Raw genomic sequence first — 21,691 nt, 5'->3', positions numbered from 1 at the left:
AAATCTTCCAAAACTATTGTATTATGAAATATTTTGAATCTAATTCATTTCCTTGACTTTGCTTTCAATGAAGTTAATCTCTTCCTCCGTTAACTCATACTTTCTATATAGTTGCTGATCTATATCACTAATTGATTGAGTCCAATCAATGTCTGAATTTGATGTAAAGTCTTGAAGAGGTACTTTATCCCACGTATTTCTAGAATTATGCTGAGTGATTTTTAAAACTCCCAACATAAACCGACAGAATTTTGTTTTGACATACTTTAGACAACTATTTACCTCTTCTTGTGTATCAAATGCACCTATAGATAAAAATGTATCTGTATGTCCAGTAGACGGCTCAGCAATCACGGGTTCTCCAATAATAGGAGTCGACTCAACTTCACCTATAGAACCGCTTCCGTTAGCTTCAGGAACTAAAACATTATATTTATCAAAAATATCAGGTGTTTCTAAATAGTCTTTTTCAATATATCTATATACTCTTTCTGACCCAATTCTCCCTAATAACTTTGCAGCATTAGGTGTTTTTTCTTCAGAAAATACAAACTCTAGGTTTTGTAACGACTTAGAAACAATTTTTGATTTTGTTCCTTTCCCTTGTAACCCTTCAGCATGAGGATATTTTTCAAAAAAGTATGATGAAAATCTATAAATCCCCTGAGGATATACTAATTTAGAAAATGATTCGAATTTTTTTGAGTTTTCTACTTTTTCTACTATGTTATAAATCTCTTTATGAGCCGTAAATACTCCTATTCCACCAAAGTTCTCATTTATATCACGATAAGTAACAACAACTCCACCCATAATTGCCGTATTAGGAAATACTTCTTCTGATTTTTGTGCATAATAAACTACTTTCAGATGATTATCTTCTAACATTTTCTTATTCCAAGCCTTCGGAGTCTGACCTGCATTAAAAAGGAAACGAGCAGGTGTAATTAAGACCGCCTTATCCGCAACATTATAAGCTAATTCCATAAAATGATGATAAATCGGCTCATTTCTTGCCTCTCCTTCTTCTTGGTATGGAGGATTCCCTACAACTACATCAAATTTCACGTTCTTAAATACCTCCTCAATTGTTTCTTTCCCTTTCTTAAGGTCATCTTTTAACATATCTGTTAGATTCTCTATAAATACTACATTCGTTTTATAGTTACGATACCCTGCTAGCGTACGCTCAGTAATTGTCTTTGCCATTGGAGTTTTAGCAACTGCATAAATATTATTCGCTAAAATCTCTTGATAAATTCTATCAGCTTCGAAATAATTATCATCATTTTCTTTAATTCTTTGATAATAAAGACTAATAGCACTATGAAGTGGATACAGTCCAGTTTTCGAATTAACATCTATGATTCTAGTATTTTTATTATAAACAGTAACAGTATTTTTATTCTCTACCCAGTGTAAATTAGAAGTTGCTCCATCTGTAACAGATTCATAGTTATCGTCGTAAAAGTTTAAGCCTCCTACAGACTTATTAACTTGGAGATTCACTACACGCCATGGTGTCAAGACGGTTTCTTTATCTGGATTTTTAAAAGTTCCAAAAAGTTCAGCGATTCTTTCAGCTCTATTTATAAAATCCAATGAATCAAATGACTTCGCTCTTTGACGGATAATACGACCCGCTTCAATAAAGACTTCAGCATCATAATATTTAGCAATTTCACTGAACATCCCTTTAGTAAACCCTTTGGGCATAAATTCTTTCCACGATTCTTCATCTACCTGATTTACAAAATCCTGAATGGTAATATCCTTAGATAAATCCACAGTCATTCCATAAATCATCATTGGAATTCGAATAGATACTCCTCGCAAAATAGATATCATTGTCTTTCGCTGTTTTCTAGCCTCCTTGACTTTCTCAAGAAGTTCCAATTCTTCTACAGTTCTTTGCTTCGCAGGTTTCTTTTTAGCTTTCTCTGCTTGGTCATATTGCTCATCAGTTAACCCATTTTCATTTACTATAATTTTTTTAGGAGTTTTCTGATTCTGAGTCTTTCCAACTATGGCATTCAGTTGATTAAACATACTTGCATCTTCAGCAGTGAGTGTCAATAAATTGTCATTATAAATACTATCATCTTCAAATCCTGACCGCACCGCTTTTTCAGCATAAACTTTTTTTAGCTGAGTCAACATTCTATCAACATTGAAAGTCTTCATACCCGTATCGCTATTTCCTAATATCGGCATAAAATTCAGCAATTGAGCCATTGCTTGCTTCTGTTCTTGGGTATTCTTCTTACCAACGCCTGAATTGATTTGCGCGCTCTCTGCCATAACTGTTAATGCTCTATCTGGTGCAAAATCAAAGATATAACATCTTTTCTTCATTCCAAGTTTTTCATGAGAGAACGGCGTTTGAGCTCTAAAGGCAGCTTGAAGATAATTCATTGCACTATTAGTATTTGACAAGAACATTACAGCTGTCCATTCCGGAATATTGACTCCTGTCGTTAACCTACGGACAGTCAGAGTAATCGTTTTTGTTTTCGATGGATCAGCTATTGCAGTACGGACCTTTTCAATATCCGCGTCATTCGCAATCCCATCATCATCAATATCTCTTTTAACAACATTTACAATCTCATAATCTATACCAAAAACTGGGTGTTCTGTAAGCATTTTTTCCAGTGCATTCGCTTCCTTAACACCAGGCATAATCCATAGAGTATGTCGTAACTCTTCACGGTATTCTTTTGTTGAGAATGGATAATTAGTTTTACCTGCTGGATTAGTAATATTATCTAAAAATTTACGAACATCTTCCTTATGAACAAAATCCCCATACTCATCTACTCTGAAAAACTCTCTAAAATTAAAAGCTTTTGATTCATCTGCGAATTTTTCCTTATTTCTCATTTCAAAAGTATACATCAACACTTTAGGCAATGATTCATAAGGGTTTGGTTTGTCTGGATGCTCTAACTCCCACTTTTTCTTGGCAGTCTGCTCCATAACATAATCCCAAGTGTACACCTGTTCCTCATCGAACTGACTTAAAATATTAAATGGAGTTCCTGAAAGTTCAAGAATTTTTGTATTATGTTTAACCAGCCCTTGCAGTACTTTATTGCTCAATTCAGTCTGAGTTCCTTCATGCGCCTCATCAATAATAATTAAATCCCAATCTACATCAGAAAAATCTTGTAAGTTTGTTTGCCCATTATTATATCGAAGCAGTTGAATAGAAGCGAAGTATATAAAAGGTTTGTCACTTCGTTTCAACGTCTCCAACTTTTCCCCTTTATTAATTGAGCCGAAATCATATCCAGCGTCATTCATACGCATTTTTTTAAAATCATCAAACCAAGAGTCTGAAACTACAGGTCTATGAGTCACAATTAGAACTCTTTGGAATTGTTCGTTTTTTACTAGTTGCAAAGCGGTTAGAGTTTTTCCAAAACGCATTTTTGCATTCCAGAGCATTCTATCTTTATCTCTAAATACTTTTTGAGTTTGTTTCACTGCATTTTCTTGCTCAGGACGAAGTTGAATTTCAACTCCATCTATAAACGACTCCTCAATAGAAGAATTTATATAGTTTCTTCCTTCTTTAACTGCCTTTATTGCTAATTTAGCAGTCTCTAAGTCCGTTTTAAACCATTCTTTTCCCTCTAGCTTTTCTGCGTTTGGAATTCCGGATCTTCTTAAAACAGCATGAACATCATAGTCATGGAACCATGTTTTAGTAGATTTCTTATACGCAAGCTCTACCCATCCTAATATATATGGAAGGCCCGAGGTTTTCATATATTGATTGATTCGTTTTGGCGCAATTTTTCTTAAAAAGTCACTATTTGGAGACCAGTCTGCCTCTACATCTTCCTGAGAAATAGTTCCTTCTCCAATCTTATGAGTTCCCTCAAATGCATTAAACAAACCATCTTCATTTTCAACCGTTTGAATATAAATAAATTTTCTTTCAGCTGTTGTATACATTTCTTCAGCTTTAGGTTCTAAAAATCTACCAATAGCTTCTTCTTTGACGTCCGGGTTAATATACGTCAACATCACCCATGCTAAAATATCAAAGACTTGTTTAAGAGCCTTTAATGCATTCTCTTTTGTAGCGTCTTCTGGATTTAGAATATGAGAGGAATTATTTCCTCTTCCTTTAATTTCGTAGAAATAATCGACGATAGTTTGATTAGATATGAATCTTTTTATATCTCTTAAGACTTCACTAAAAGTAGCTCGTTCATGTACCTGCAAATATTCTCTATCAGCAATCAACTTAGCAGCATTTTCAGCCACTTTTCTTACTTTTGTAAGAGTCCCCTCATAGTCTCTATGGCTATAATTCTCCTCTGCCATATTAATAGTACGAAAGAGCTCCGCCGTATCCATATCAATAGTTAAAAAATCAAAATTTGACTCCATTACCTAATCCCCCAACAAATAAACTTTCTGAATATTGATTTCTTCAAACAAAATTGGTTTTTCTTCCGATTTACTTTCGATAGAAAAGTCGTCTAGATCGAATAAACTTAACTGTCCCTCTACAACATTCCCATCATCCGTCGCATTTTTGCCCAATAGTTCAGAAAGAGCAAAAGGAATTCTTCTTACAGTACTGGGATGACCTTTCACGATTTGCCATTCATTAAACCAAATTTCAGTCCCGGTAACTGGATGTTTTTGGGTTAATGTATCTCCACGAACAATATTTTTATGAATAAGATAATAAGCCGATTTATAGATGTCATTTCTACTAGTTGGTCGAACCCCAAAATTCTTTTCATACCACTTTAAGTAATACACAAACATCCGCGATTGTGCTAAAGATAAATTATCACGGAGATACTCAATTCCATAAATAGATGATAATGCAATTAAGGATTTCGTTTTCCAATTCTTTTTGTCATATTTTCTTGTAACAGCATCCAATTTACGTTCTAAAATAGCCAATAAAAAATTTCCATCTCCAGCAGCTGGCTCTAGAAAAGTAGCAGAAACATTTTCACAAGCTTCTTTTACTCCTGGGACATCGAGCATCTTCTGAACCATCCACGATGGTGTAAATACTTCCCCATGCTTTTGAACTCGATGTTTTGATTTAATCAAATTTTCCTTCACTTTATTTCTCCTTGAATATTATCCAATTTTATTATTTTCTACACTTAAAAAATCTTTATAAATATACCTTTTAAGTATAACATGAAAGCATTTTCTGAAAAAGAATTAATATTAATAATCCGCTTTTTAGTTAAGTAATTTATTATTTTTCTCTTCTCTACAAACTAGTTTATTTAATACCAAAAAGTGCTGCTGTAAAATTTCAGCAGCACTTTTTATTCCTAATCGCTTATTTATCATTATTAAAAAAACACGTCCACTCTACGATTCTTATAGCAAGCATCTCTTCGAACTTTATACAATTGGACTCCTTCTTTTTCAAAAAGATTAGTTTCCACAATTTTATCCATTGCCATATTTGCTGTAATCTTCTTCAACTTTTCATCAGGGTGTGCAATAATCAGGTTCTTTGCTTTCCTGTCACTCCCTTTGAATCTTAAATATAGTTTTTTCTCGACAATCGTTTGATGCGCCATGATTCTTCCTCCTCATTTGTGTTCATAGTCCAATAATCCCTACACTTATAAAAACAAATTTAGGAGTTAAATTGCTATGCTCTGAAAGGACTTTTCTGTGCATCATTGTAACGTTGTGATTCTATTGAGGAAATTTTTTCTTTTTCACCTTCACTTCCACTTCGTAACCACAACGATAGGCTAAATCTAACAGAGTTAGGATTGTTGGATTATGGTCTCCACTCTGCAATCTAGAAAGATTTGAAGCTTTAAGATCGACTTCTTTTGCAAAGTCTTCCAAAGAAAGTCCTGTCACTGTTTGTAACTTAGTCATCTGCAACGCAACTCGCTGCTTCATTATTTCCTTTTCTAAATCATACTCAAACGTCGGATATTCTGATGAAAGCTTGCAAAGTTTTGAAGTTAGGTACGTCCCCATCGTCTATATCCTCCTTAACATTTTTAGAAAGGTTTATTAACAATCCGTGTTTCCCTTTATACCATCGTCCCCATTTCTGAATCATCTCTTCTGTTAGCCCATCTTCTTGCAGTATTTTTAATACAGCCGCATATTTTACCTTTTCTTCGTATGAATACTCATCTAGCTTATCTACCATATCCTTTTTGATTTTAAACTTGCGCTTCATCTCTCCCACCTCCACACCTTAAGATTATCATATATGATAATTATCACATATGATAATCTTGCTCTTTTATAGTATTATTTTGCTCAAAAAAGAACCCTCTCCATTCGGAAAAGGGTTCTACTCTAAATATCAATTAAAACTTACTAGTCTATTAGCAAATCGTCAAACTGACACGTCTTCAATTCTACTGTTTTGTTATCTACGCTAGCTTCTGCACGTTCGCTTCTCTTTGGATTATAAAGACGGATAATTGTCCCACGTGAATCCTTCTTAACCGTTGAACAGACAACCTTTCCTTCTACTTCAACGAGTGAATGCGTTGGAGGAAGATTCATTTCGTCCGCAATCGAAAGTACAAACTCATCCGTATTATTACGGAACGATGCAGCCTGATAACCAATCAATGGTGTTAACATTTCTTTTGCAAACTGAGCGCAGCTATACTCATCATCTGCTGCTCCTAGAACTCTTAAATAATATCGAGCTTGGATTAATTCATTCATATGACGAGTTCCTTCTGTTCTCACTTTAGTTCCTGATTCACGACCTGGACGATCCTGTAAATCTGATTTTCCTAAGTACGGAACTGAACGATATACTGTCATTGCTATTTGAGCATAGTCTTCACCAATAAATTGATACTCTCTCACCGCTTCTGTCACAATCTGCAAATCACACGCGTCAAATCCATTTGTAACATAGGATAGAAGAGGTTCAATTGTACGAGGCTTTTCATCCCAACGTTCTTCTTTCCACTGTTCAACTTGTGGCAAATAAGTTGGCCGCTCGATTGTACCAAATTGAATATCCGCATAAGATTTTTCATTCTTTTTATGAGTGTTAAAGACGACTCTCAAACGATGTTCATCCGAGATATTAACCGTTCGAATCTCAACACTGATACTTTCTTCTAAGATATGGTGATTGAGCACGATTTCTAGGTTCACTTCTTGCTGAACGGTCTCACCCTCGTTAGCACGACTTTCTAAATCAATCGGCAAGGCTATTGTCCCTGTTAATTTCATGGTACTTTTAAGAGCCTTTTCAACGATTTCGCAGCCTAGAAATTCCGCTCCTATCTCTTTATTATCAAACGGTTCTGAGTAGTCATAACTATCCCCTTCATCGCCATCATCAATGACAGAGATGATATTTGGATAATTTGCTTGATTGACTTTGTCGAACAAATGAATTTGCCCATCTTTGAACTCAATGAGATAGTGACTATTTTCAATTTGATTTTTTGTATTCATATTATTCATCACCTATCTCCTTAAAGTAATACGTTTGATAGCCCATTGATGGGAGTTGTTCTGCACAAAGCGTTAACTGAACACGGTATAATCGATTAATTTTGTTTGGCCAATCTGCCTCTAGTTCATTATTAACACCAATTTCTTTTATCGATTTCTTCAAGTAACTATCTGTCACTTCATCCACCTGATTGACAACAAATTTCGATTCTACTCCATTAGCATCAAGAATCGTAAACTGCTTGTACGGTGTATATAGCTCAATATCGATAAATCCTGACCGTTCATTTGGCAGCAAGTTATACACTTGAAATTGTGTGAAATCGAGTTGTTTTACTTGTTGTCCCATTTTACGCATCTTAAACTCTACGAGCTCTTCCGCTAACGATTTTGCCTTCACATATCGTGCTTTAATGTCTTCATTCGTCCAATCCGAGTTGCAATTGCCGATGGAATCATGAGCTGAATTTAATAACATTAATTTCCAGATGTTATCTATTAGAATTGATTCATATTTCGAACCAGCATCGCTCGCTAAAACAGATAATGGTTCAACAATATTGCTCAAATAATTTTCTAAGTGATTATTTAGTTGTTTAAGGTCTACCCTTGTTGAAAAGATACTCTTATGCGTTCTGCTAAATTGCCCAAATGTAAACTCACCGTTGTAAGTTGGTAATGGTAATTGTTTCTCCAAATATTCTTGTTGAATACTTGCTAGCGCATTTTCTAAAGTATCTATTTCTATCGAGTACTCGCCACTCTCATTCCCAATTCTCACTAATTCCGGAAGATTTTTTCGAATTGGTTTTTGATCTTCTCCGTTATAAAGTAATACGGTGTCAGACAATGAAGAATCCTCTAGTTTATCAATCATTTCTTGATAATACGCTTTGACTTCTTCTTTTCCATTGGGTGGATAAGCCATATTCCCATAATGGTGAAGATTATGTGTAAACATCTTTGTTCCATCAGGAGATTCCCACATAAACTCTCTATTATCTACGAGATGTTTTGCAATGCCTCGTCTGAAAAATGCGTATTTCAATCCCATATGATGATAGATTTGTGGCATTTGACTCGACATTCCAAATGAGTCTGGAAGATAACCAATCGATTGATGTCCGCCATATTTTTCAGACAGTTTCATCCCAATCTCGAGATTTTTTAGTAGACTCTCTCCAGAAACAACAAGTGTGTCTGGTTGAGTATACCAAGGACCAATGATTAATCTTCCTTCTTTTACTAATCTAGCGAATTGTTCTTCACGTTCGGGATGTAGTTCTAGATACTCTTCCACAATAGACAGTTGCCCATCTAGGTGAAAGCATTTAAAATCTGGATCTGCATCTAATATATCTAGCACTTCATCGAAATCCTTTAATGAATATACGAGAGAACGCGCAGAGGTAAAATACCATTCTTTATCCCAGTGCGTGTGTGGGATTATTTTTATTTTTTTCTCAGCCATCTATTTACCTTTCTATAACACTTCTAATTTTCCAATCTTAATAAGGTGATTACGATAGTAAATATTTACAACTGCAATGAAGAGTGAACCTACTGCAATACCTAAAACATAAGGGAAGATGTTTGTAATTAAAGGCCATGCCCAAATTGCTGATTCTGGGAACCATTGAACTGCTCCAAGTCCAACCCCTGTCATCGCACCGATAATAGATCCGACTACGTAAAGAGGGATTGTGAACATTGGGCGTTCTAACGCAAATGGAATCGCACCTTCTGAAATACCCATAAATGCTAGGAAAATAGAAGTTTTACCTGCTTCATAGAATTGTTTGTCATATACACGACGACGAACTAACACTCTGTCTAATAATGTAGATAATCCTAAACCGATACTTGGTGTAACAATCGCAATACATCTTGCTGTTACTGGTAAAATCTTGTCGGTAGTAAATCCTAATGCAACGAATCCTGCCGCTTTATTTACTGGTCCACCTAAGTCAAATGCTGTTGTTGCTGAAAGAATTAATGCATACACAAATTGTCCTGATTTTCCAGCTGCTTCTAGAACTGATTTAATCCATCCATTCACAAGTCCACCAAATGGAGTAATGATGTAAACCATCAAGATCATTGTTACAATTGCTGCAATAAGCGGAATTAAGAAAGTTGTCTTGAATGCCAACCAATTCTTTGGAAGTTTAATTTTTTCATTAAGGAATTTAACAAAATATCCAATTGCAAATGCAATGATAATCGCACCTAGGAATCCAGAAGGAACAGGCGCCACTTCTTTCCATTGGCCATCTTGAAGAACAAGAGTTGCGATTGGTTTAACAGCAACATAACCGCCAATGAATCCTGTTGCAAAAGCTGTCTTGCCTCCGATTGAGAAAGCTGTGAAGGCCGCAAATAGCGGAATTGCAAATCCAAATAAAGTAAATCCAAACGATTGCATTAATTGCGCTATTTTCAACAACGTAAAGTTAAATCCTGTATAATTTCCACTATTAATTGCATCTAAAATACTAACATCTGGACTTAAACCAAAAATAACATAAGGGATAATTTGAGAGAATGCGCCCACTAATCCCCCCATGATTAATACTGGAATCATGTAAGAAATACCAGTCATCAAGTGTTTACTAATTTCAGTCCAAACTCCTGTTTTTTGTTCGTTTGTCTTAGGAGCCTCTGTTTTAGGCGCTCCTTCTGAAGAACTTGTGTTAACTATTTTTTTCTTTACTACCATTTCCTTCTACCTCCTCTTAATTATTTAAATCTTCTTCGATCTCATCAAAAATACCACTGACATTTTTAATGATTTCTTGTAACCCAACCTCATAAACTTCTTTTCCATCGAAACGTTCCATCTCTAAAGGTGTAACCGCAATGGCATGAATAATAAAATCAGCTTCGTCAATGTCATTTCTTGTTAGTTTATTTTGAACACCATCAGAACCTTGTGTTTCTACCTTATATTCATATCCTCTATTCTTTGCTTCCACTTCAATCGCTTCAGCAGCCATAAATGTATGTGCTAACCCCATTGGGCAGGCACATAGTGCAACCATTTTCTTTGTCATATTGTTTTCCTCCTACTCTTCAAACGTTAATACGTCTACGACTTCTTGTTCACTACTTGCATTAAATAAAGCTTCTCTAAATTCTTTATGCATCAATTTTCTAGAGAGCTTAGCCAGTATCTGCAAGTGAGTATCCGCACCTTCCAAAGGTGTTAAAATTGCTATGGCAACCTGAACCTCCTCCCCATTCCAATCTATTTTATTTTCACCTTTAAATACAAAAACTCCTGGATGTAAAACATTGTTAGACTTTGCGTGTGGAATCGAAATTCCAAATCCAATCGCCGTTGAAAATTCTTCCTCTCTTCTTAAGAAATCTGGGACAAGATCTACTTTGGAATATCCTAATTCCAACACTCTATTAGAGAGCGTCTGTAAGACTGCATCTCTATTCGATTCTTTCCCGAATATCACATGATTTGTTTCAATGAGTTCCATGACTTTCTCCTTCCAAATACTCTGTCAGTACTTCAATTTTTTGTTCTTTAATTAATTTGTTCACTCGCTCCTTATCCCGTGTAAAATTATAGATTTTTCTAAACAATATATTCTGGGATGGTTCGTTTTTAGCGAACACTATTAAGAAGACTAAGCGAACGATATCGCCTTCCCAAAGGATTCCTTCGTCTTTTATTCCAACAATAATCTTGGTTTCATCTAACGAGTCTAGAATCGTATGAGGAATTGCAACGGCATTGCCTATAGCTGTCGACGTTATCTTCTCTCGTTCTAATATTTGTTGAAGAATTCGTCCTTGCTCCTCTTGAGGAACGGTTAATTGTCCTAGCAACTCCGCTAACACATCTTCTCTAGAAACTGATGCTAACTGATGAACTGCCTTAGGAAGTAACTGACCTCCTTCTATAGAAGACTGGCGAACGTCTCTAAGTTTCTCTGCAATAACATCTAGCGCATTTTCTGATAATGGATCTAAAATTTGAATACATTCTTTATTTTTGAGAATCGCATTCTTAGTGAGATTGATGATAACTTCATATTCATCTAATTCTCTTTCTTCCATTTCCCATTCCGTTAAGACCTCAACAATTTCTAAATCTGCTTCGATGGTTCGAACTCTTTCTCTAAATAGGAATCCTGTACTTAAGCTATTGGAAATAATAACGCCTTTAATATTTTCTCCATTCAAATCCTTCTTCTTGTTTAGAGTGGCCAAGTATAAAGCGATAAAGCCAACATCATTTTTGTTGAGCTGAATATCGAAGGCTAATTCAATCTGATACGCTAGTAACCCTGACACTTGATATTCCAGTGCATAGTCTTTTTTGATCGTATCTAATAAATTGTTTTTGATATTAATCGAAAACTGTTTTTGTTTTACGAGAGATATCAAATGCTTATTTAACCGTTGGAAATAAGCTTCTTCATCTTTCTTCTCATTTGCATTGGTAAACAAAAGATACGTCAGTGATGTCTGAACAACTTGGGCCAATACGTTCTTAGTCTGCGTAGAATTTAAAACATTCAGTATCCTTACGATTTCTGTAATATCCTCAAAATTTTCAAGATGTAATTGGATACTCTCAACCTGCCTACCATACTGCTGGCAAACAATTACAAACGCGCTCCACTCGATAATTTTACGATCAAATACGGTGTATCCTTCTTCTAATATTTTCTCGCAATCAATATTCGCGTCATTATTTTTTATGAATGTCTTTTTTAACTGAAAGATATCTTTTAACCCTTCTTCATGGTTCAATTTCATAGATAACAATTGCCCCACAAAAAATATCGTACGTTCTAATAAATTACCTTTCAGTACAATATTCGCAGAATCAATTCCGACTCTCGCCCCACTATTTTGTTCTAGACTGTTGATTGATTGAAGAACTCTGTGTAACACTGATTCAGAAATATAAAATTTAGAAAGAACTTCTTGAATACTTACTCTTTCATTGAATAGCAGCTTTTCTAGCAAATAGTGAATGACATTGTTAGAGAACGCACTCTTTATATTTAAAGGGCTTACATTTTCAGTTAAATGAAAACTATTCCCGACAAGCTGATATCCTAAACCAGGAGTCGACACAATTTCTACTTCTTGAGCTTTTAAGTCCTGATTTACTGCTTTTATATATCTATAAACGGTTCTTTCAGAGATTCCTAACAAATTCGCAATTTCATTTGCAGTAACATACTTGTTAGAATTTTTTTGTAGTATTTGTAATACCGATAATTTCTCGTTTAAACTCAAATCTATCTCCCCCATTCTTATTTTAAATAATATATTGACGGTTTTATTATCATTTTTTGTCAGTACCTACTGCCAAATACAGAAGCGTTAGATACATATATGCAAAAAGAGTCCTAGATTCCCTAGAACTCTTCCTTAAAATTATATATCCCTATGCAATTAATATTAGCATTTTCTTTTATTATATCCGGATAAATTCGTGTTATCAATAGAGGATATGCCGAAAACTGAACACTAATCCTATTCTATTTTTTAATTCTATATATTTTCTTTTATTCTTTAGAATTATTAACAAATACAGCAAGTGCTAAACCGTTGTTTTTTAGGCTTATCCCAAACTTCTCCTCTAAATCTTTTGTTTGCCCAGAAAAAAAGACGGTTAATAAAATAAAAAACGAATTCTCAGGTTAGAGAATTCGTTTTTTATATTCTATTTCCCTACAATAGCGTCAATTTCAACAAGAGCATCTAGAGGAAGCTTTGCTACTTCAAACGCTACCCTAGCTGGCTTATGTCCATCCATAAAAGTTTCGTATACTTCATTAACACTCTTGAAGTTGTTAATATCTTTCAAATATACTGTACATTTTAAGATGCCCTTCTTCTCAAACCCCGAACCTGTAATAATAGTGTTTAAATTTTCTAATGCTTGTTCAGCTTGATCAATGACTCCTTCTCTTAATGCATTCGTAACTGGATCTAACCCTAATTGTCCTGACACATATAATGTATTTCCATGTTCAACTGCATGAGAGTATGGTCCGACCGCTTTTGGCGCTCCTTCAATAAAATGAACTTTCATTCTAATTTCTCCAATCTAAAATATAATCTTTTTGTTTCAATTCACTCTCCAGCACACGTGCATGATCATTATCTTTTACTTCAATATCGATACTGGCAATACAATTTCCAATCGACACATGATCACTTCTTCGGTCATGACGAATCTCCACAATGTTTCCTTTCAGGCATCCAATATCAGAAATAAGTTTTGAAAGTTCTCCTGGGGAGTCTTTTATCTCTACATCAATGGTGATAATTTTTCCACGATTTCTTAAGACGTTCTCTGTAACTTTCTTAAGTAAAGACATATCCACATTCCCGCCAGAAACGACACAAAGCGTCTTTCCTTGTTGTACTGGAACCTTATTAAAGAGGCAAGCAGCAACTGCTGCTACTCCAGCACCTTCTGCTAATAAGTGTTTCTTTTCAAGAAGGAAAATCATGCTTTCTGCTAACTCATCCTCTTTTACTGTCACAATTTCATCTACATATTTTTTTACATATTCGAGAGTTAAATCACCTGGTTTCTTCACTGCAATTCCATCAGCTATTGTTCGTAGTGATACAACTTCAGTAACCTCTCCACGAGATACCGATTCTCTCATCGATGGGACACTCTCAGCCTCTACACCATAGATTTTACATGAAGGTTTAAGAGTCTTGATTGCAAGAGCAATACCACTAATAAGACCGCCACCCCCGATTGGAACAACAACACTTTCTACAGAAGGTAGTTGCTCGAGGATTTCAAGTCCAATTGTCCCCTGACCAGCAATAATCGCATCATCATCATACGGATGGATAATTGTTAACCCTTCCTCCTTCTGGATTTCCATTGCTTCCGCTTTTGCATCTTCAAAATTTCCATTCGACAAAACGACTCTTGCTCCGTAACTTTTCGTTGCTTCAATCTTCGACATAGAGCCTAAAGAAGGAATACAAATTGTCGCTTTCACCCCTGCCTTCTTAGCTGCTAAAGCAACTCCTTGAGCATGGTTTCCTGCCGACCAAGCAATTACCCCATTCTCTTTTTCTTGCGTAGACAATTGAGACATACGATAAAGTGCACCTCTGACCTTAAAAGATCCAGCTAGTTGTAAGTTTTCGCATTTCAAAAATATATTTGTTTCTTGATTGGGTAATTCTAATTCTACTACAGGCGTATGAGCCACTGTATCTCGAATTACTTCTCTAGCTTTTTTAATTTCTTCGATTGATATCATGAATACCTCCCCTAATTAATGAGGTTTTGCATTATCTAATAACATACTTTGGAATGGTCGACTTTCCTTAAATTGAGCAAATTCATCTTTAACTTCCTCAAGTACATCTGGTTGATTAATTAAATCCAATGCACTGAAAGCCAAAATTTGACCTGCTTTTTCAATCCCCTTATGTGCTATTTCAGATTTACCATTTGCAACCCATTGCCAAGAATGAGGTGCCGTTCCGAGAGGTTCACATCCAAAGTTAAATTGTCCAGTTGGAACTACCCAGCTAACATCACCCACGTCCGTTGAAACCATCATTGTATTTCTTGCTGGAGTTGTAGCTACCTTGCTACAAAGTGATAGTTTAGATTGTTTTTCAACCCAGCTTGCTGTTTCCGTTCCAAATTCAGAAGTTAATTTTCTCTTCATTTTTTCTACTTGTGAGCTTGTTAGTGTCATACGATATCTAGTCGCATATGCTAAATCAAATTTATCGTATTCTGCATCACCATATTGTTTTAAGTTTTCAAAAATCAAATCTGTTAAGCGTTTATTCGGTACATAATTCATACATGCAGAGTCAAAATCAACACTTAATTTTGTTTCCGTCATTAAGGCTGCACCTTGAGCAATTTTTTTCACTCTTTCAAAAACATCCATTGCCACTTTAGGTTCTGTTGCACGAATAAAGTAATGTAGTTTAGAAGATGCTTGTACAACATTTGCCGATTCTCCACCTGCATCAATATACGCATAATGAAGACGAACGCCTTCCGGAATGTGTTCTCTTAAATAGTTCACACCAACATTCATCAATTCTGCTGCATCAAGAGCACTTCTTCCCAACTCTGGGTTTGTTGCTGCGTGTGCAGCAATCCCTTCGAAGCTGAAATATGACTGAACTACAGCTAACGTTCCTTGATACCATGGACTGGTAATGTCAGAAGGATGCCAAGCTAGCATTGCATCTACTCCTTTGAACACTCCAGCTTTCGCAAGATATGCTTTCCCATATCCAGATTCCTCAGCAGGGCATCCGAATAAAATGATTGTGCCTCCAGTTCTTGTTTCAATCAAATAATCCTTCAATGCTACTGCCGCTGCCAAGCTTGCTACACCAAGTAAATTGTGCCCACATCCATGACCAGGTTGATTTTCCGTTTCACTTTCTTTATGGCCAAGATCTGCAATCTGATTCATATTAGAGAGGGCATCATATTCTGCCAACAACCCAATAACAGGCCCTTTGCTACCAAACGTAGCTTGAATCGCATTGGGTACTCCCGCAACATTCGTTTCAACTTTGAACCCTTCTTTGTCTAACATATAGGCAAATCGTTCTGCAGCCTTATCTGTTTGAAAACGAAGTTCTGGATTCTCCCAGATAAAATGACTTAATTCAATATATTGATTCATCTTACTGGAGATAAGCTCTTTTAAATGTTCCTTACTCATGTTATTTTCCACCTTCCTCGCTAGTACTAATTTTTCTATCAATAAAGACTAGAATAAATGCAAGAGCGCAGAATAAGAATGAAACAAAGTAAACTACGTGCATTCCTTGTACAAACAATTCTGGTTTGTCTGGAAGATAAGTATCTACTTTGGCACCTTCGATATGACTCATTGCAGCAAATAAAATTTGCGATGCTACTAAACTACCTGCTGTTAAAGAAAGATTTCGAATCAAACCAGAAACTCCACTGGCCATACCAATTTTATCACGCGGTACCGAGCTCAAAATCATTGCATTATTTGGAGTTTGGAAAACTCCACTACCAATCCCTGTTAAGATAAATGTAGCAATTAACCCTGGAATATTTCCTTCTACTCCATAGAAGTAATATGTCAACTGAGAAACCGCCATTAATCCACAACCGATAAGAATCATATTTTTCGCGCCATATTTATCGCTAAGTTTCCCTGCAAAAGGAGAAACAACAGTAATTGTAATTGCAATCATAACCGTCATTAAACCTGCGATTTGAGGCTCAATTCCTAACGTGTTTCGTAAGTAAAATGGCATTAAATATCCATTGAAACCAGAAATTGTATAAACTAACAGTAAACTTACAAGATAAATAACCATATGTTTATTTGAAACAACCGATAAATCTAAAACAGGTTCTTGTTGACGGCGCTCATACAAAATAAATGCCACTAACGCTACAATTGATACAATGAATAACGGACCCGCTGTTGGTCCAAAGAACCCTTGTTTCTTAGCTAAGTCAATTCCAAAGAAGAAACATGCGATAAATCCTGCTAACAACAGAGCACCAATCCAGTCGATTGATTTTCCAGTAGCAGTTCTATCTTTTGGAAAATATTTAAGTGCCAACAAATAGCAAATAACACCAACAGGAACACCTAACCATAAAATAATGTGATATCCAAAGTTCTTAAGAATCATCCCACTAAAAACAGGTCCGAAAATTCCTCCTCCAGAAAGGAATGAAGCAATTGTACCAATAGCCTTTCCTCGTTCTTCTCGCTTAAAGAGTTCCTCTGCAATCGCAAAGTTAATTGACATCGAGAGCACGGATCCAATCCCTTGAATCACACGAGAAATAATTAATACTTGGAAACTACTCTTGAATCCACCTAACACGAGTCCTAACGTTAAAATAATAAGTCCAAGTTTAAACATCTTGAATTTACCAAAGGAATCCCCTAATTTTCCTGATAAGACCATCAAACATGTACTAGTTAACATAAATGCCGTTTGAACCCATGCAACATCGAGTCCGGTAATACCATAGTCTGTTACGATATTTGGTGTTGCAATCAGAATCGCATTAAACGTAAATGCTGATAAGGCTGTCCCAACCCCTACGATGAGTAATATGATCCATCTTTTCGCTTGAATCGTCTGATCCTCAATATAACTTAACATTTTTATTCCTCCTTATTTCTGATTATGAATATAATTTTACAACCCATTCTATTGCCGAAGATAATTTCTCCGGAATACGATCACGATGATCTCCTTCATGCGTCACAAAAGTTACTAGCTCTTTACCTAGAGTATTCTCATAATGCTCTTTAGCTTCAAAAGTATATGGAACTTGCATTTGATTAATCCGTGGTGAGGTTTTCCCTTCAACATCCCCAACGCTCATATATAAATGTACTTGTTTTTTTAATGAATGATTTAGTACATAGTCTAAGAATTTTGGATACCAAAAAGAAGTTGAGCAACTAAGAATCGCCCCAAAATCCGCATTGATATATCCTGAATATAAACTAACTAAGCCTCCGAATGAATATCCACCAATAATTCTATGCGTTACTTCTCTAGAAACAGGGTAATTCTCTTCGACATAGGGAATTGCACGACTTACTAACCATTGAATATAATCTGAAGCTTTTCCACCGAAATCAAAGGGCATTCCCTCTGGCGCCTTCTCCTTCCATGGTGAATACTCATCCCAACGATTTTTAGGTTCTATGAATACAATTACTAATTGTGGAACTTTTTCTTTTAACCACTCTTCTAAATCGTTTAAAACTTGCTTTCCATCTTGTAAATAAACGGTCGGTAATTGTTCTGAACCTATTTTCTTTGGATGATATGCGACACATTCATAACCATCTAACTGAAATGGTTGAAATACTACTTCTTGATTCATAAATTTTCTCCTTTCTATTTTTTTATCTCAAGAACAGTTTAACAATTTTGTTTGCGTTTTCATATTTTGTTTTTCTACATTTTTTATCTGATTTTCCATCTAAATGTATTTTTTTAATATAAAATATCTCTTTTAAAAATGTTTTATTGACTACGCTTACATTTCTTCTTATACTAATAGTAAGATTATTAAAAGGAGTTTTAGCATGCCTACTCAAGAATCCCATATGTTCCATAATATCTCATGCATTGATTTATATCCGATTCAGTTCGGTAAAGAAACTTGTTCCCCATTGCAACGATACGGTCCTGTTAAAGCAAATCATTTTTTATTCCACTTCGTAATTGATGGAAAAGGTGAATACTGGAATTTGGACACTCAGAAAAAATATACAATCGATAAAAACAAAGGATTCTTTATGACTCCAGACACTATCGGTACCTATACAGCAGATTCTGAAGAGCCTTGGTCCTATTTATGGATTGAATTCGATGGTATTAAAGCAGCTCCTTTTTTAAAAGAGGCAGGTATAAATACTAAAAACCCTGTTTTTCAATTAAAAAACCAATTATTCTTACCAAATATTGTTGAACCTTTAGAAACAATGATTCAGTATTCACACAAACATGAAACATTTATCCTCGCCCAACTTTATTTGTTAATGGATCATATCATCTCTTTTTCTTCAAGTGCTACTTCCATTCGACAAAGTGATTTAACTAATTTTTATATTCGGGAAGCAATTCAATTAATTCAAAATCATCCTCAACACAATCCTACTGTCGAAGAATTAGCAAATGTTTGTCATTTAAATAAGAATTACTTAACTCGACTTTTCAGCCAAGAACTAGGAGTCACTCCTATTAAATTTATTATCAATTATCGACTTAACGATGCTTGCCAGCAGTTAGCATCAACAACAAAATCTATAGCGGAAATTGCACAATCAGTTGGATATACAAATCAATTCAACTTTTCAACAGCTTTTAAAAAGGAAAAAGGCCTCACCCCATTCGAATGGCGTTCTTTATACCGTTAGAAAAATACGATTAATAACAATTTACACCTATTACTTCTTATAAAACAAAAAACCAGGGCCCTCGCCCTGGTTTTTCGTATCCAGTTTTTCTGCTTTTATTTCATCCCATTATAAATCTCATCCGCGATTTCAAAGCCGATTTGTGCTTGTTGCTCTGGTGTCAAGGCGTGGCCTGTGTCCTCCAGCGTTGTGAGGCGTGCGTCTTTTAGGCGCTTCATTGCTTTTTGTGAGGCGGTGAGTGGCACGATATTGTCGTCTTTGCCGTGATAAATATGCACAGGCATCATTAGCTTGTCTAGGTTTGCGTAGGCGTCCATGTCGTAGATGTCCGTGATGTATTTTTTGCCGATTTTCGTGCCGAGTAAGTTAAAAGTCTCGGGTACTTCATCTAGTTTCGGGAAGCTACTTCGAATATCATCCGGCAGTGAAAATGCAGGATAGAACAAGAAGAGGCCTGCGATATTGGTGACTTCCTCTGCCGTCAGTGCTGAGACGAGTCCGCCCTGGCTACTTCCCATGAGATAAATTTTCTGCGGATCGGTATATTCCATGCCGCTTGCGATGCGAATCGCGTCCTTCAAGTTTTGCACTTCGGTTAGAACAGACATCTCAGTCGTTAGTCCCTCACTCATCGGAGCTGCGGATGACGATCCTCCTGCAAACTCCAAGCTGAAGACCGCAATGCCGGCTTTGGCTAATGTCTTCTGCACTTCTTCCTCGTGTTTGACGTTGGCGCCCAGTCCGTGGCTAAAAATCACGAGTGGCCCCCGTCCGCTCGCGTCTGGCACAAAGGCACGCGCGTAGAGATTCTTGCCATTACTTTCGAAGTCATATTCTTTTACGGTATACGTGCCGTCTGTCTTCACTTCGACATGCACCTGTTGTGTCGTTTGCGGCGTCTGCGCGGTCGCATTTGTCGTGTTCGTACCGTTTGTACTAGTCGTTCCACACGCTGCGAGTAGCATCGCCACGCCAATTCCTAATAATCCTTTTTTCATTTATTTCCAACTTTCATTTTTGGTCGGGTCTTTGCCCTTTTAAGTAGTCTACCCTCTAAGTCTTGGGACCTCAACTTTTTTGCATAAAAAAAGACTGCAAGACGTGCCTGCAGTCGGTTCATGTTATACTAAAAATTCTAATAATTCTGCGTAGCTTCTTACTTCCACGGTTGGCTTAATGGCAGTTCTGTTTTCTTTTGCCGCGAGATTCATCCAAATCGTATCGATGCCTGAGTTGATGCCGCCTTGGATATCGGCTGTCAGTGAGTCACCGATGATCACGGCTTTGTTCTTATCGTAGTCTGGAATCGCACCAGCTACTCGTTCAAAGAAGACTTCACTCGGCTTTTGCGCACCGACTTCTTCCGAGATAAATACTTTCTTGAAGTATTTGGCAATCGGTGAGTTCGATAAGCGCCCCTTTTGAATCGTCGTGATGCCGTTTGTGGCAGCGTATAAGTCATATCCTGCGTCCCGTAATGCTTGAAGCAACGCCTCTGCCCCTTCGTACGTTTGCCCTTGCGTCGAAAGGATGGCTTCATACTCTGCCGCGAGTTCTTTCCCGTCTTTTTCAAAACCGAAGTGGTCGAACAACTTTGCAAAGCGCGTTTCAACGAGTTCCTCACGCGTGATTTCGTCCTTTTCCAACGAACGCCACATGGCACGATTCATCGGCACGTAGACGTCGATATACGCCTCGACATCCTCCACGCCTTGCTGTTCCAAGAGCTTTGTCAGCGCGTAATTCTCCGCCGAATGAAAGTCCCAGAGCGTTGAATCCAGGTCGAATAATAGTGTTTTATAAATCATGTTCCTAACCTCTTTTTTGGTTAATTATAACCCGTAAGTTTTGTATTTTTTAACGAGCAACTGTGCACGTTTGACGTAGTCGTTCTCATTTCCACTAAGTGCCTCCAGTGCTTCTTGGGCAACCGGCAAGAGTGCGCGGATGTCTTTTTGGATGAAGAGCTGGTTACGTGCGTCTAACGCCTTTGCAAAAAATAACCCGAACATCCACACGATTACAAGCGGGAAGAACACGAGCATTTCTTCGTTACTGAGGGTAATCATAAAGTTCTCTGATTTCCCACCGTTGACATAGAAAATAAATGCCACGAGTCCAATCGTAAGGAGCACGAGGATACCCACGAGGACGTAAAAATACTTCATGAGATGCTGCACTCCCGGACTTTCATACGGCAGCTCGATGTCTAGACCGCTCTCTCCAACAAGACGCTCGGTCAATGCACGAAACTCTTGTGCTTCATTTTTTCTGTATCGAATTCTTTGTAAATCCATAATGCT

Annotated in this window: 20 protein-coding genes; 1 reads left to right on the top strand and 19 read right to left on the bottom strand. The window is 36.6% G+C overall.

Annotated features, from left to right (window positions below; genetic code table 11):
- Nucleotides 1–39 precede the first annotated feature (39 nt).
- The 16 genes from O3793_RS02850 to O3793_RS02775 all read right to left on the bottom strand — a co-directional run bounded on the left by O3793_RS02850 (nt 40) and on the right by O3793_RS02775 (nt 18,349).
- Nucleotides 40–4,404, bottom strand: coding sequence for an Eco57I restriction-modification methylase domain-containing protein (locus O3793_RS02850; protein WP_371445480.1), 4,365 nt, complete (start codon nt 4,402–4,404; stop codon nt 40–42).
- Between the two features lie 3 nt (nt 4,405–4,407).
- On the bottom strand, nt 4,408–5,100 hold the full coding sequence (locus O3793_RS02845) for a methylase (RefSeq protein ID WP_371445478.1): 693 nt from the start codon (nt 5,098–5,100) through the stop codon (nt 4,408–4,410).
- Nucleotides 5,101–5,342: 242 nt separating this feature from the next.
- Entirely contained in the window at nt 5,343–5,576 is a 234-nt protein-coding gene (locus O3793_RS02840; RefSeq protein ID WP_371445476.1) for a DUF2922 domain-containing protein, read from the bottom strand.
- 121 nt (nt 5,577–5,697) lie between these two features.
- The gene (locus tag O3793_RS02835; RefSeq protein ID WP_371445474.1) at nt 5,698–5,913 is read right to left on the bottom strand and encodes a multiprotein-bridging factor 1 family protein; all 216 of its coding nucleotides are present in this window, start codon (nt 5,911–5,913) and stop codon (nt 5,698–5,700) included.
- Nucleotides 5,914–5,935: 22 nt separating this feature from the next.
- Complete coding sequence (locus O3793_RS02830) at nt 5,936–6,202, bottom strand: tryptophan synthase alpha chain (protein ID WP_371445473.1); 267 nt, start codon at nt 6,200–6,202, stop codon at nt 5,936–5,938.
- A gap of 143 nt (nt 6,203–6,345) precedes the next feature.
- Nucleotides 6,346–7,464 (bottom strand): glycoside hydrolase family 38 C-terminal domain-containing protein, encoded by a 1,119-nt coding sequence (locus tag O3793_RS02825; protein WP_371445472.1) that lies wholly within the window; start codon nt 7,462–7,464, stop codon nt 6,346–6,348.
- Complete coding sequence (locus O3793_RS02820; protein ID WP_371445471.1) at nt 7,457–8,926, bottom strand: hypothetical protein; 1,470 nt, start codon at nt 8,924–8,926, stop codon at nt 7,457–7,459. Before O3793_RS02820 ends, O3793_RS02825 begins: the two co-directional genes overlap by 8 nt.
- A 12-nt stretch (nt 8,927–8,938) precedes the next feature.
- Nucleotides 8,939–10,174 (bottom strand): PTS fructose transporter subunit IIC, encoded by a 1,236-nt coding sequence (locus O3793_RS02815; protein ID WP_371445469.1) that lies wholly within the window; start codon nt 10,172–10,174, stop codon nt 8,939–8,941.
- A 16-nt stretch (nt 10,175–10,190) separates the two neighbouring features.
- Complete coding sequence (locus tag O3793_RS02810) at nt 10,191–10,508, bottom strand: PTS fructose transporter subunit IIB (RefSeq protein WP_371445467.1); 318 nt, start codon at nt 10,506–10,508, stop codon at nt 10,191–10,193.
- 12 nt (nt 10,509–10,520) lie between these two features.
- Nucleotides 10,521–10,946, bottom strand: coding sequence for a PTS sugar transporter subunit IIA (locus tag O3793_RS02805; RefSeq protein WP_371445465.1), 426 nt, complete (start codon nt 10,944–10,946; stop codon nt 10,521–10,523).
- Nucleotides 10,933–12,723 (bottom strand): transcription antiterminator, encoded by a 1,791-nt coding sequence (locus tag O3793_RS02800; RefSeq protein WP_371445463.1) that lies wholly within the window; start codon nt 12,721–12,723, stop codon nt 10,933–10,935. The genes O3793_RS02805 and O3793_RS02800 overlap by 14 nt, the downstream gene beginning before the upstream one ends.
- A gap of 430 nt (nt 12,724–13,153) precedes the next feature.
- Entirely contained in the window at nt 13,154–13,525 is a 372-nt protein-coding gene (locus O3793_RS02795; RefSeq protein ID WP_371445461.1) for a Rid family detoxifying hydrolase, read from the bottom strand.
- Nucleotide 13,526: 1 nt separating this feature from the next.
- Entirely contained in the window at nt 13,527–14,729 is a 1,203-nt protein-coding gene (gene ilvA, locus O3793_RS02790; RefSeq protein ID WP_371445459.1) for a threonine ammonia-lyase, read from the bottom strand.
- A gap of 15 nt (nt 14,730–14,744) precedes the next feature.
- Nucleotides 14,745–16,172 (bottom strand): amidohydrolase, encoded by a 1,428-nt coding sequence (locus tag O3793_RS02785; protein WP_371445457.1) that lies wholly within the window; start codon nt 16,170–16,172, stop codon nt 14,745–14,747.
- A 1-nt stretch (nt 16,173) separates the two neighbouring features.
- Nucleotides 16,174–17,613, bottom strand: coding sequence for an MFS transporter (locus O3793_RS02780; protein ID WP_371445455.1), 1,440 nt, complete (start codon nt 17,611–17,613; stop codon nt 16,174–16,176).
- Between the two features lie 22 nt (nt 17,614–17,635).
- The gene (locus O3793_RS02775) at nt 17,636–18,349 is read right to left on the bottom strand and encodes an alpha/beta hydrolase (RefSeq protein ID WP_371445453.1); all 714 of its coding nucleotides are present in this window, start codon (nt 18,347–18,349) and stop codon (nt 17,636–17,638) included.
- Between the two features lie 205 nt (nt 18,350–18,554).
- Here O3793_RS02775 and O3793_RS02770 point away from each other — a divergent pair, with 205 nt between their 5' ends.
- A complete protein-coding gene (locus O3793_RS02770; RefSeq protein ID WP_371445452.1) occupies nt 18,555–19,388 on the top strand; it encodes an AraC family transcriptional regulator in 834 nt (277 codons plus the stop codon).
- Nucleotides 19,389–19,483: 95 nt separating this feature from the next.
- Here O3793_RS02770 and O3793_RS02765 read toward each other — a convergent pair whose 3' ends face one another.
- The 3 genes from O3793_RS02765 to O3793_RS02755 all read right to left on the bottom strand — a co-directional run bounded on the left by O3793_RS02765 (nt 19,484) and on the right by O3793_RS02755 (nt 21,685).
- Nucleotides 19,484–20,386: an alpha/beta hydrolase family protein gene (locus tag O3793_RS02765; RefSeq protein WP_371445450.1), complete on the bottom strand. Its 903-nt coding sequence runs from the start codon at nt 20,384–20,386 to the stop codon at nt 19,484–19,486.
- Nucleotides 20,387–20,509: 123 nt separating this feature from the next.
- A complete protein-coding gene (locus tag O3793_RS02760) occupies nt 20,510–21,196 on the bottom strand; it encodes a YjjG family noncanonical pyrimidine nucleotidase (RefSeq protein WP_371445448.1) in 687 nt (228 codons plus the stop codon).
- Between the two features lie 24 nt (nt 21,197–21,220).
- Nucleotides 21,221–21,685: a hypothetical protein gene (locus tag O3793_RS02755; protein WP_371445446.1), complete on the bottom strand. Its 465-nt coding sequence runs from the start codon at nt 21,683–21,685 to the stop codon at nt 21,221–21,223.
- Nucleotides 21,686–21,691 lie beyond the last annotated feature (6 nt).

It is taken from the genome of Granulicatella sp. 20925_1_28, from assembly GCF_041433575.1.
GTDB lineage: Bacteria > Bacillota > Bacilli > Lactobacillales > Aerococcaceae > Granulicatella.
Note: the sequence above shows the minus strand (reverse complement) of the source record. Positions and strands in the feature narration are given on the sequence as shown.

Excerpts from the sequence above, each read along its gene's own strand:
- O3793_RS02775 (WP_371445453.1), bottom strand. The coding sequence starts at position 18,349 with ATGAATCAAGAAGTAGTATTTCAACCATTTCAGTTAGATGGTTATGAA.
- O3793_RS02810 (WP_371445467.1), bottom strand. The coding sequence starts at position 10,508 with ATGACAAAGAAAATGGTTGCACTATGTGCCTGCCCAATGGGGTTAGCA.
- O3793_RS02825 (WP_371445472.1), bottom strand. The coding sequence starts at position 7,464 with ATGAATAATATGAATACAAAAAATCAAATTGAAAATAGTCACTATCTC.
- O3793_RS02795 (WP_371445461.1), bottom strand. The coding sequence starts at position 13,525 with ATGAAAGTTCATTTTATTGAAGGAGCGCCAAAAGCGGTCGGACCATAC.
- O3793_RS02840 (WP_371445476.1), bottom strand. The coding sequence starts at position 5,576 with ATGGCGCATCAAACGATTGTCGAGAAAAAACTATATTTAAGATTCAAA.
- O3793_RS02755 (WP_371445446.1), bottom strand. The coding sequence starts at position 21,685 with ATGGATTTACAAAGAATTCGATACAGAAAAAATGAAGCACAAGAGTTT.
- ilvA (WP_371445459.1), bottom strand. The coding sequence starts at position 14,729 with ATGATATCAATCGAAGAAATTAAAAAAGCTAGAGAAGTAATTCGAGAT.
- O3793_RS02850 (WP_371445480.1), bottom strand. The coding sequence starts at position 4,404 with ATGGAGTCAAATTTTGATTTTTTAACTATTGATATGGATACGGCGGAG.
- O3793_RS02805 (WP_371445465.1), bottom strand. The coding sequence starts at position 10,946 with ATGGAACTCATTGAAACAAATCATGTGATATTCGGGAAAGAATCGAAT.
- O3793_RS02835 (WP_371445474.1), bottom strand. The coding sequence starts at position 5,913 with ATGAAGCAGCGAGTTGCGTTGCAGATGACTAAGTTACAAACAGTGACA.
- O3793_RS02830 (WP_371445473.1), bottom strand. The coding sequence starts at position 6,202 with ATGAAGCGCAAGTTTAAAATCAAAAAGGATATGGTAGATAAGCTAGAT.
- O3793_RS02780 (WP_371445455.1), bottom strand. The coding sequence starts at position 17,613 with ATGTTAAGTTATATTGAGGATCAGACGATTCAAGCGAAAAGATGGATC.
- O3793_RS02760 (WP_371445448.1), bottom strand. The coding sequence starts at position 21,196 with ATGATTTATAAAACACTATTATTCGACCTGGATTCAACGCTCTGGGAC.
- O3793_RS02765 (WP_371445450.1), bottom strand. The coding sequence starts at position 20,386 with ATGAAAAAAGGATTATTAGGAATTGGCGTGGCGATGCTACTCGCAGCG.
- O3793_RS02770 (WP_371445452.1), top strand. The coding sequence starts at position 18,555 with ATGCCTACTCAAGAATCCCATATGTTCCATAATATCTCATGCATTGAT.
- O3793_RS02785 (WP_371445457.1), bottom strand. The coding sequence starts at position 16,172 with ATGAGTAAGGAACATTTAAAAGAGCTTATCTCCAGTAAGATGAATCAA.
- O3793_RS02820 (WP_371445471.1), bottom strand. The coding sequence starts at position 8,926 with ATGGCTGAGAAAAAAATAAAAATAATCCCACACACGCACTGGGATAAA.
- O3793_RS02815 (WP_371445469.1), bottom strand. The coding sequence starts at position 10,174 with ATGGTAGTAAAGAAAAAAATAGTTAACACAAGTTCTTCAGAAGGAGCG.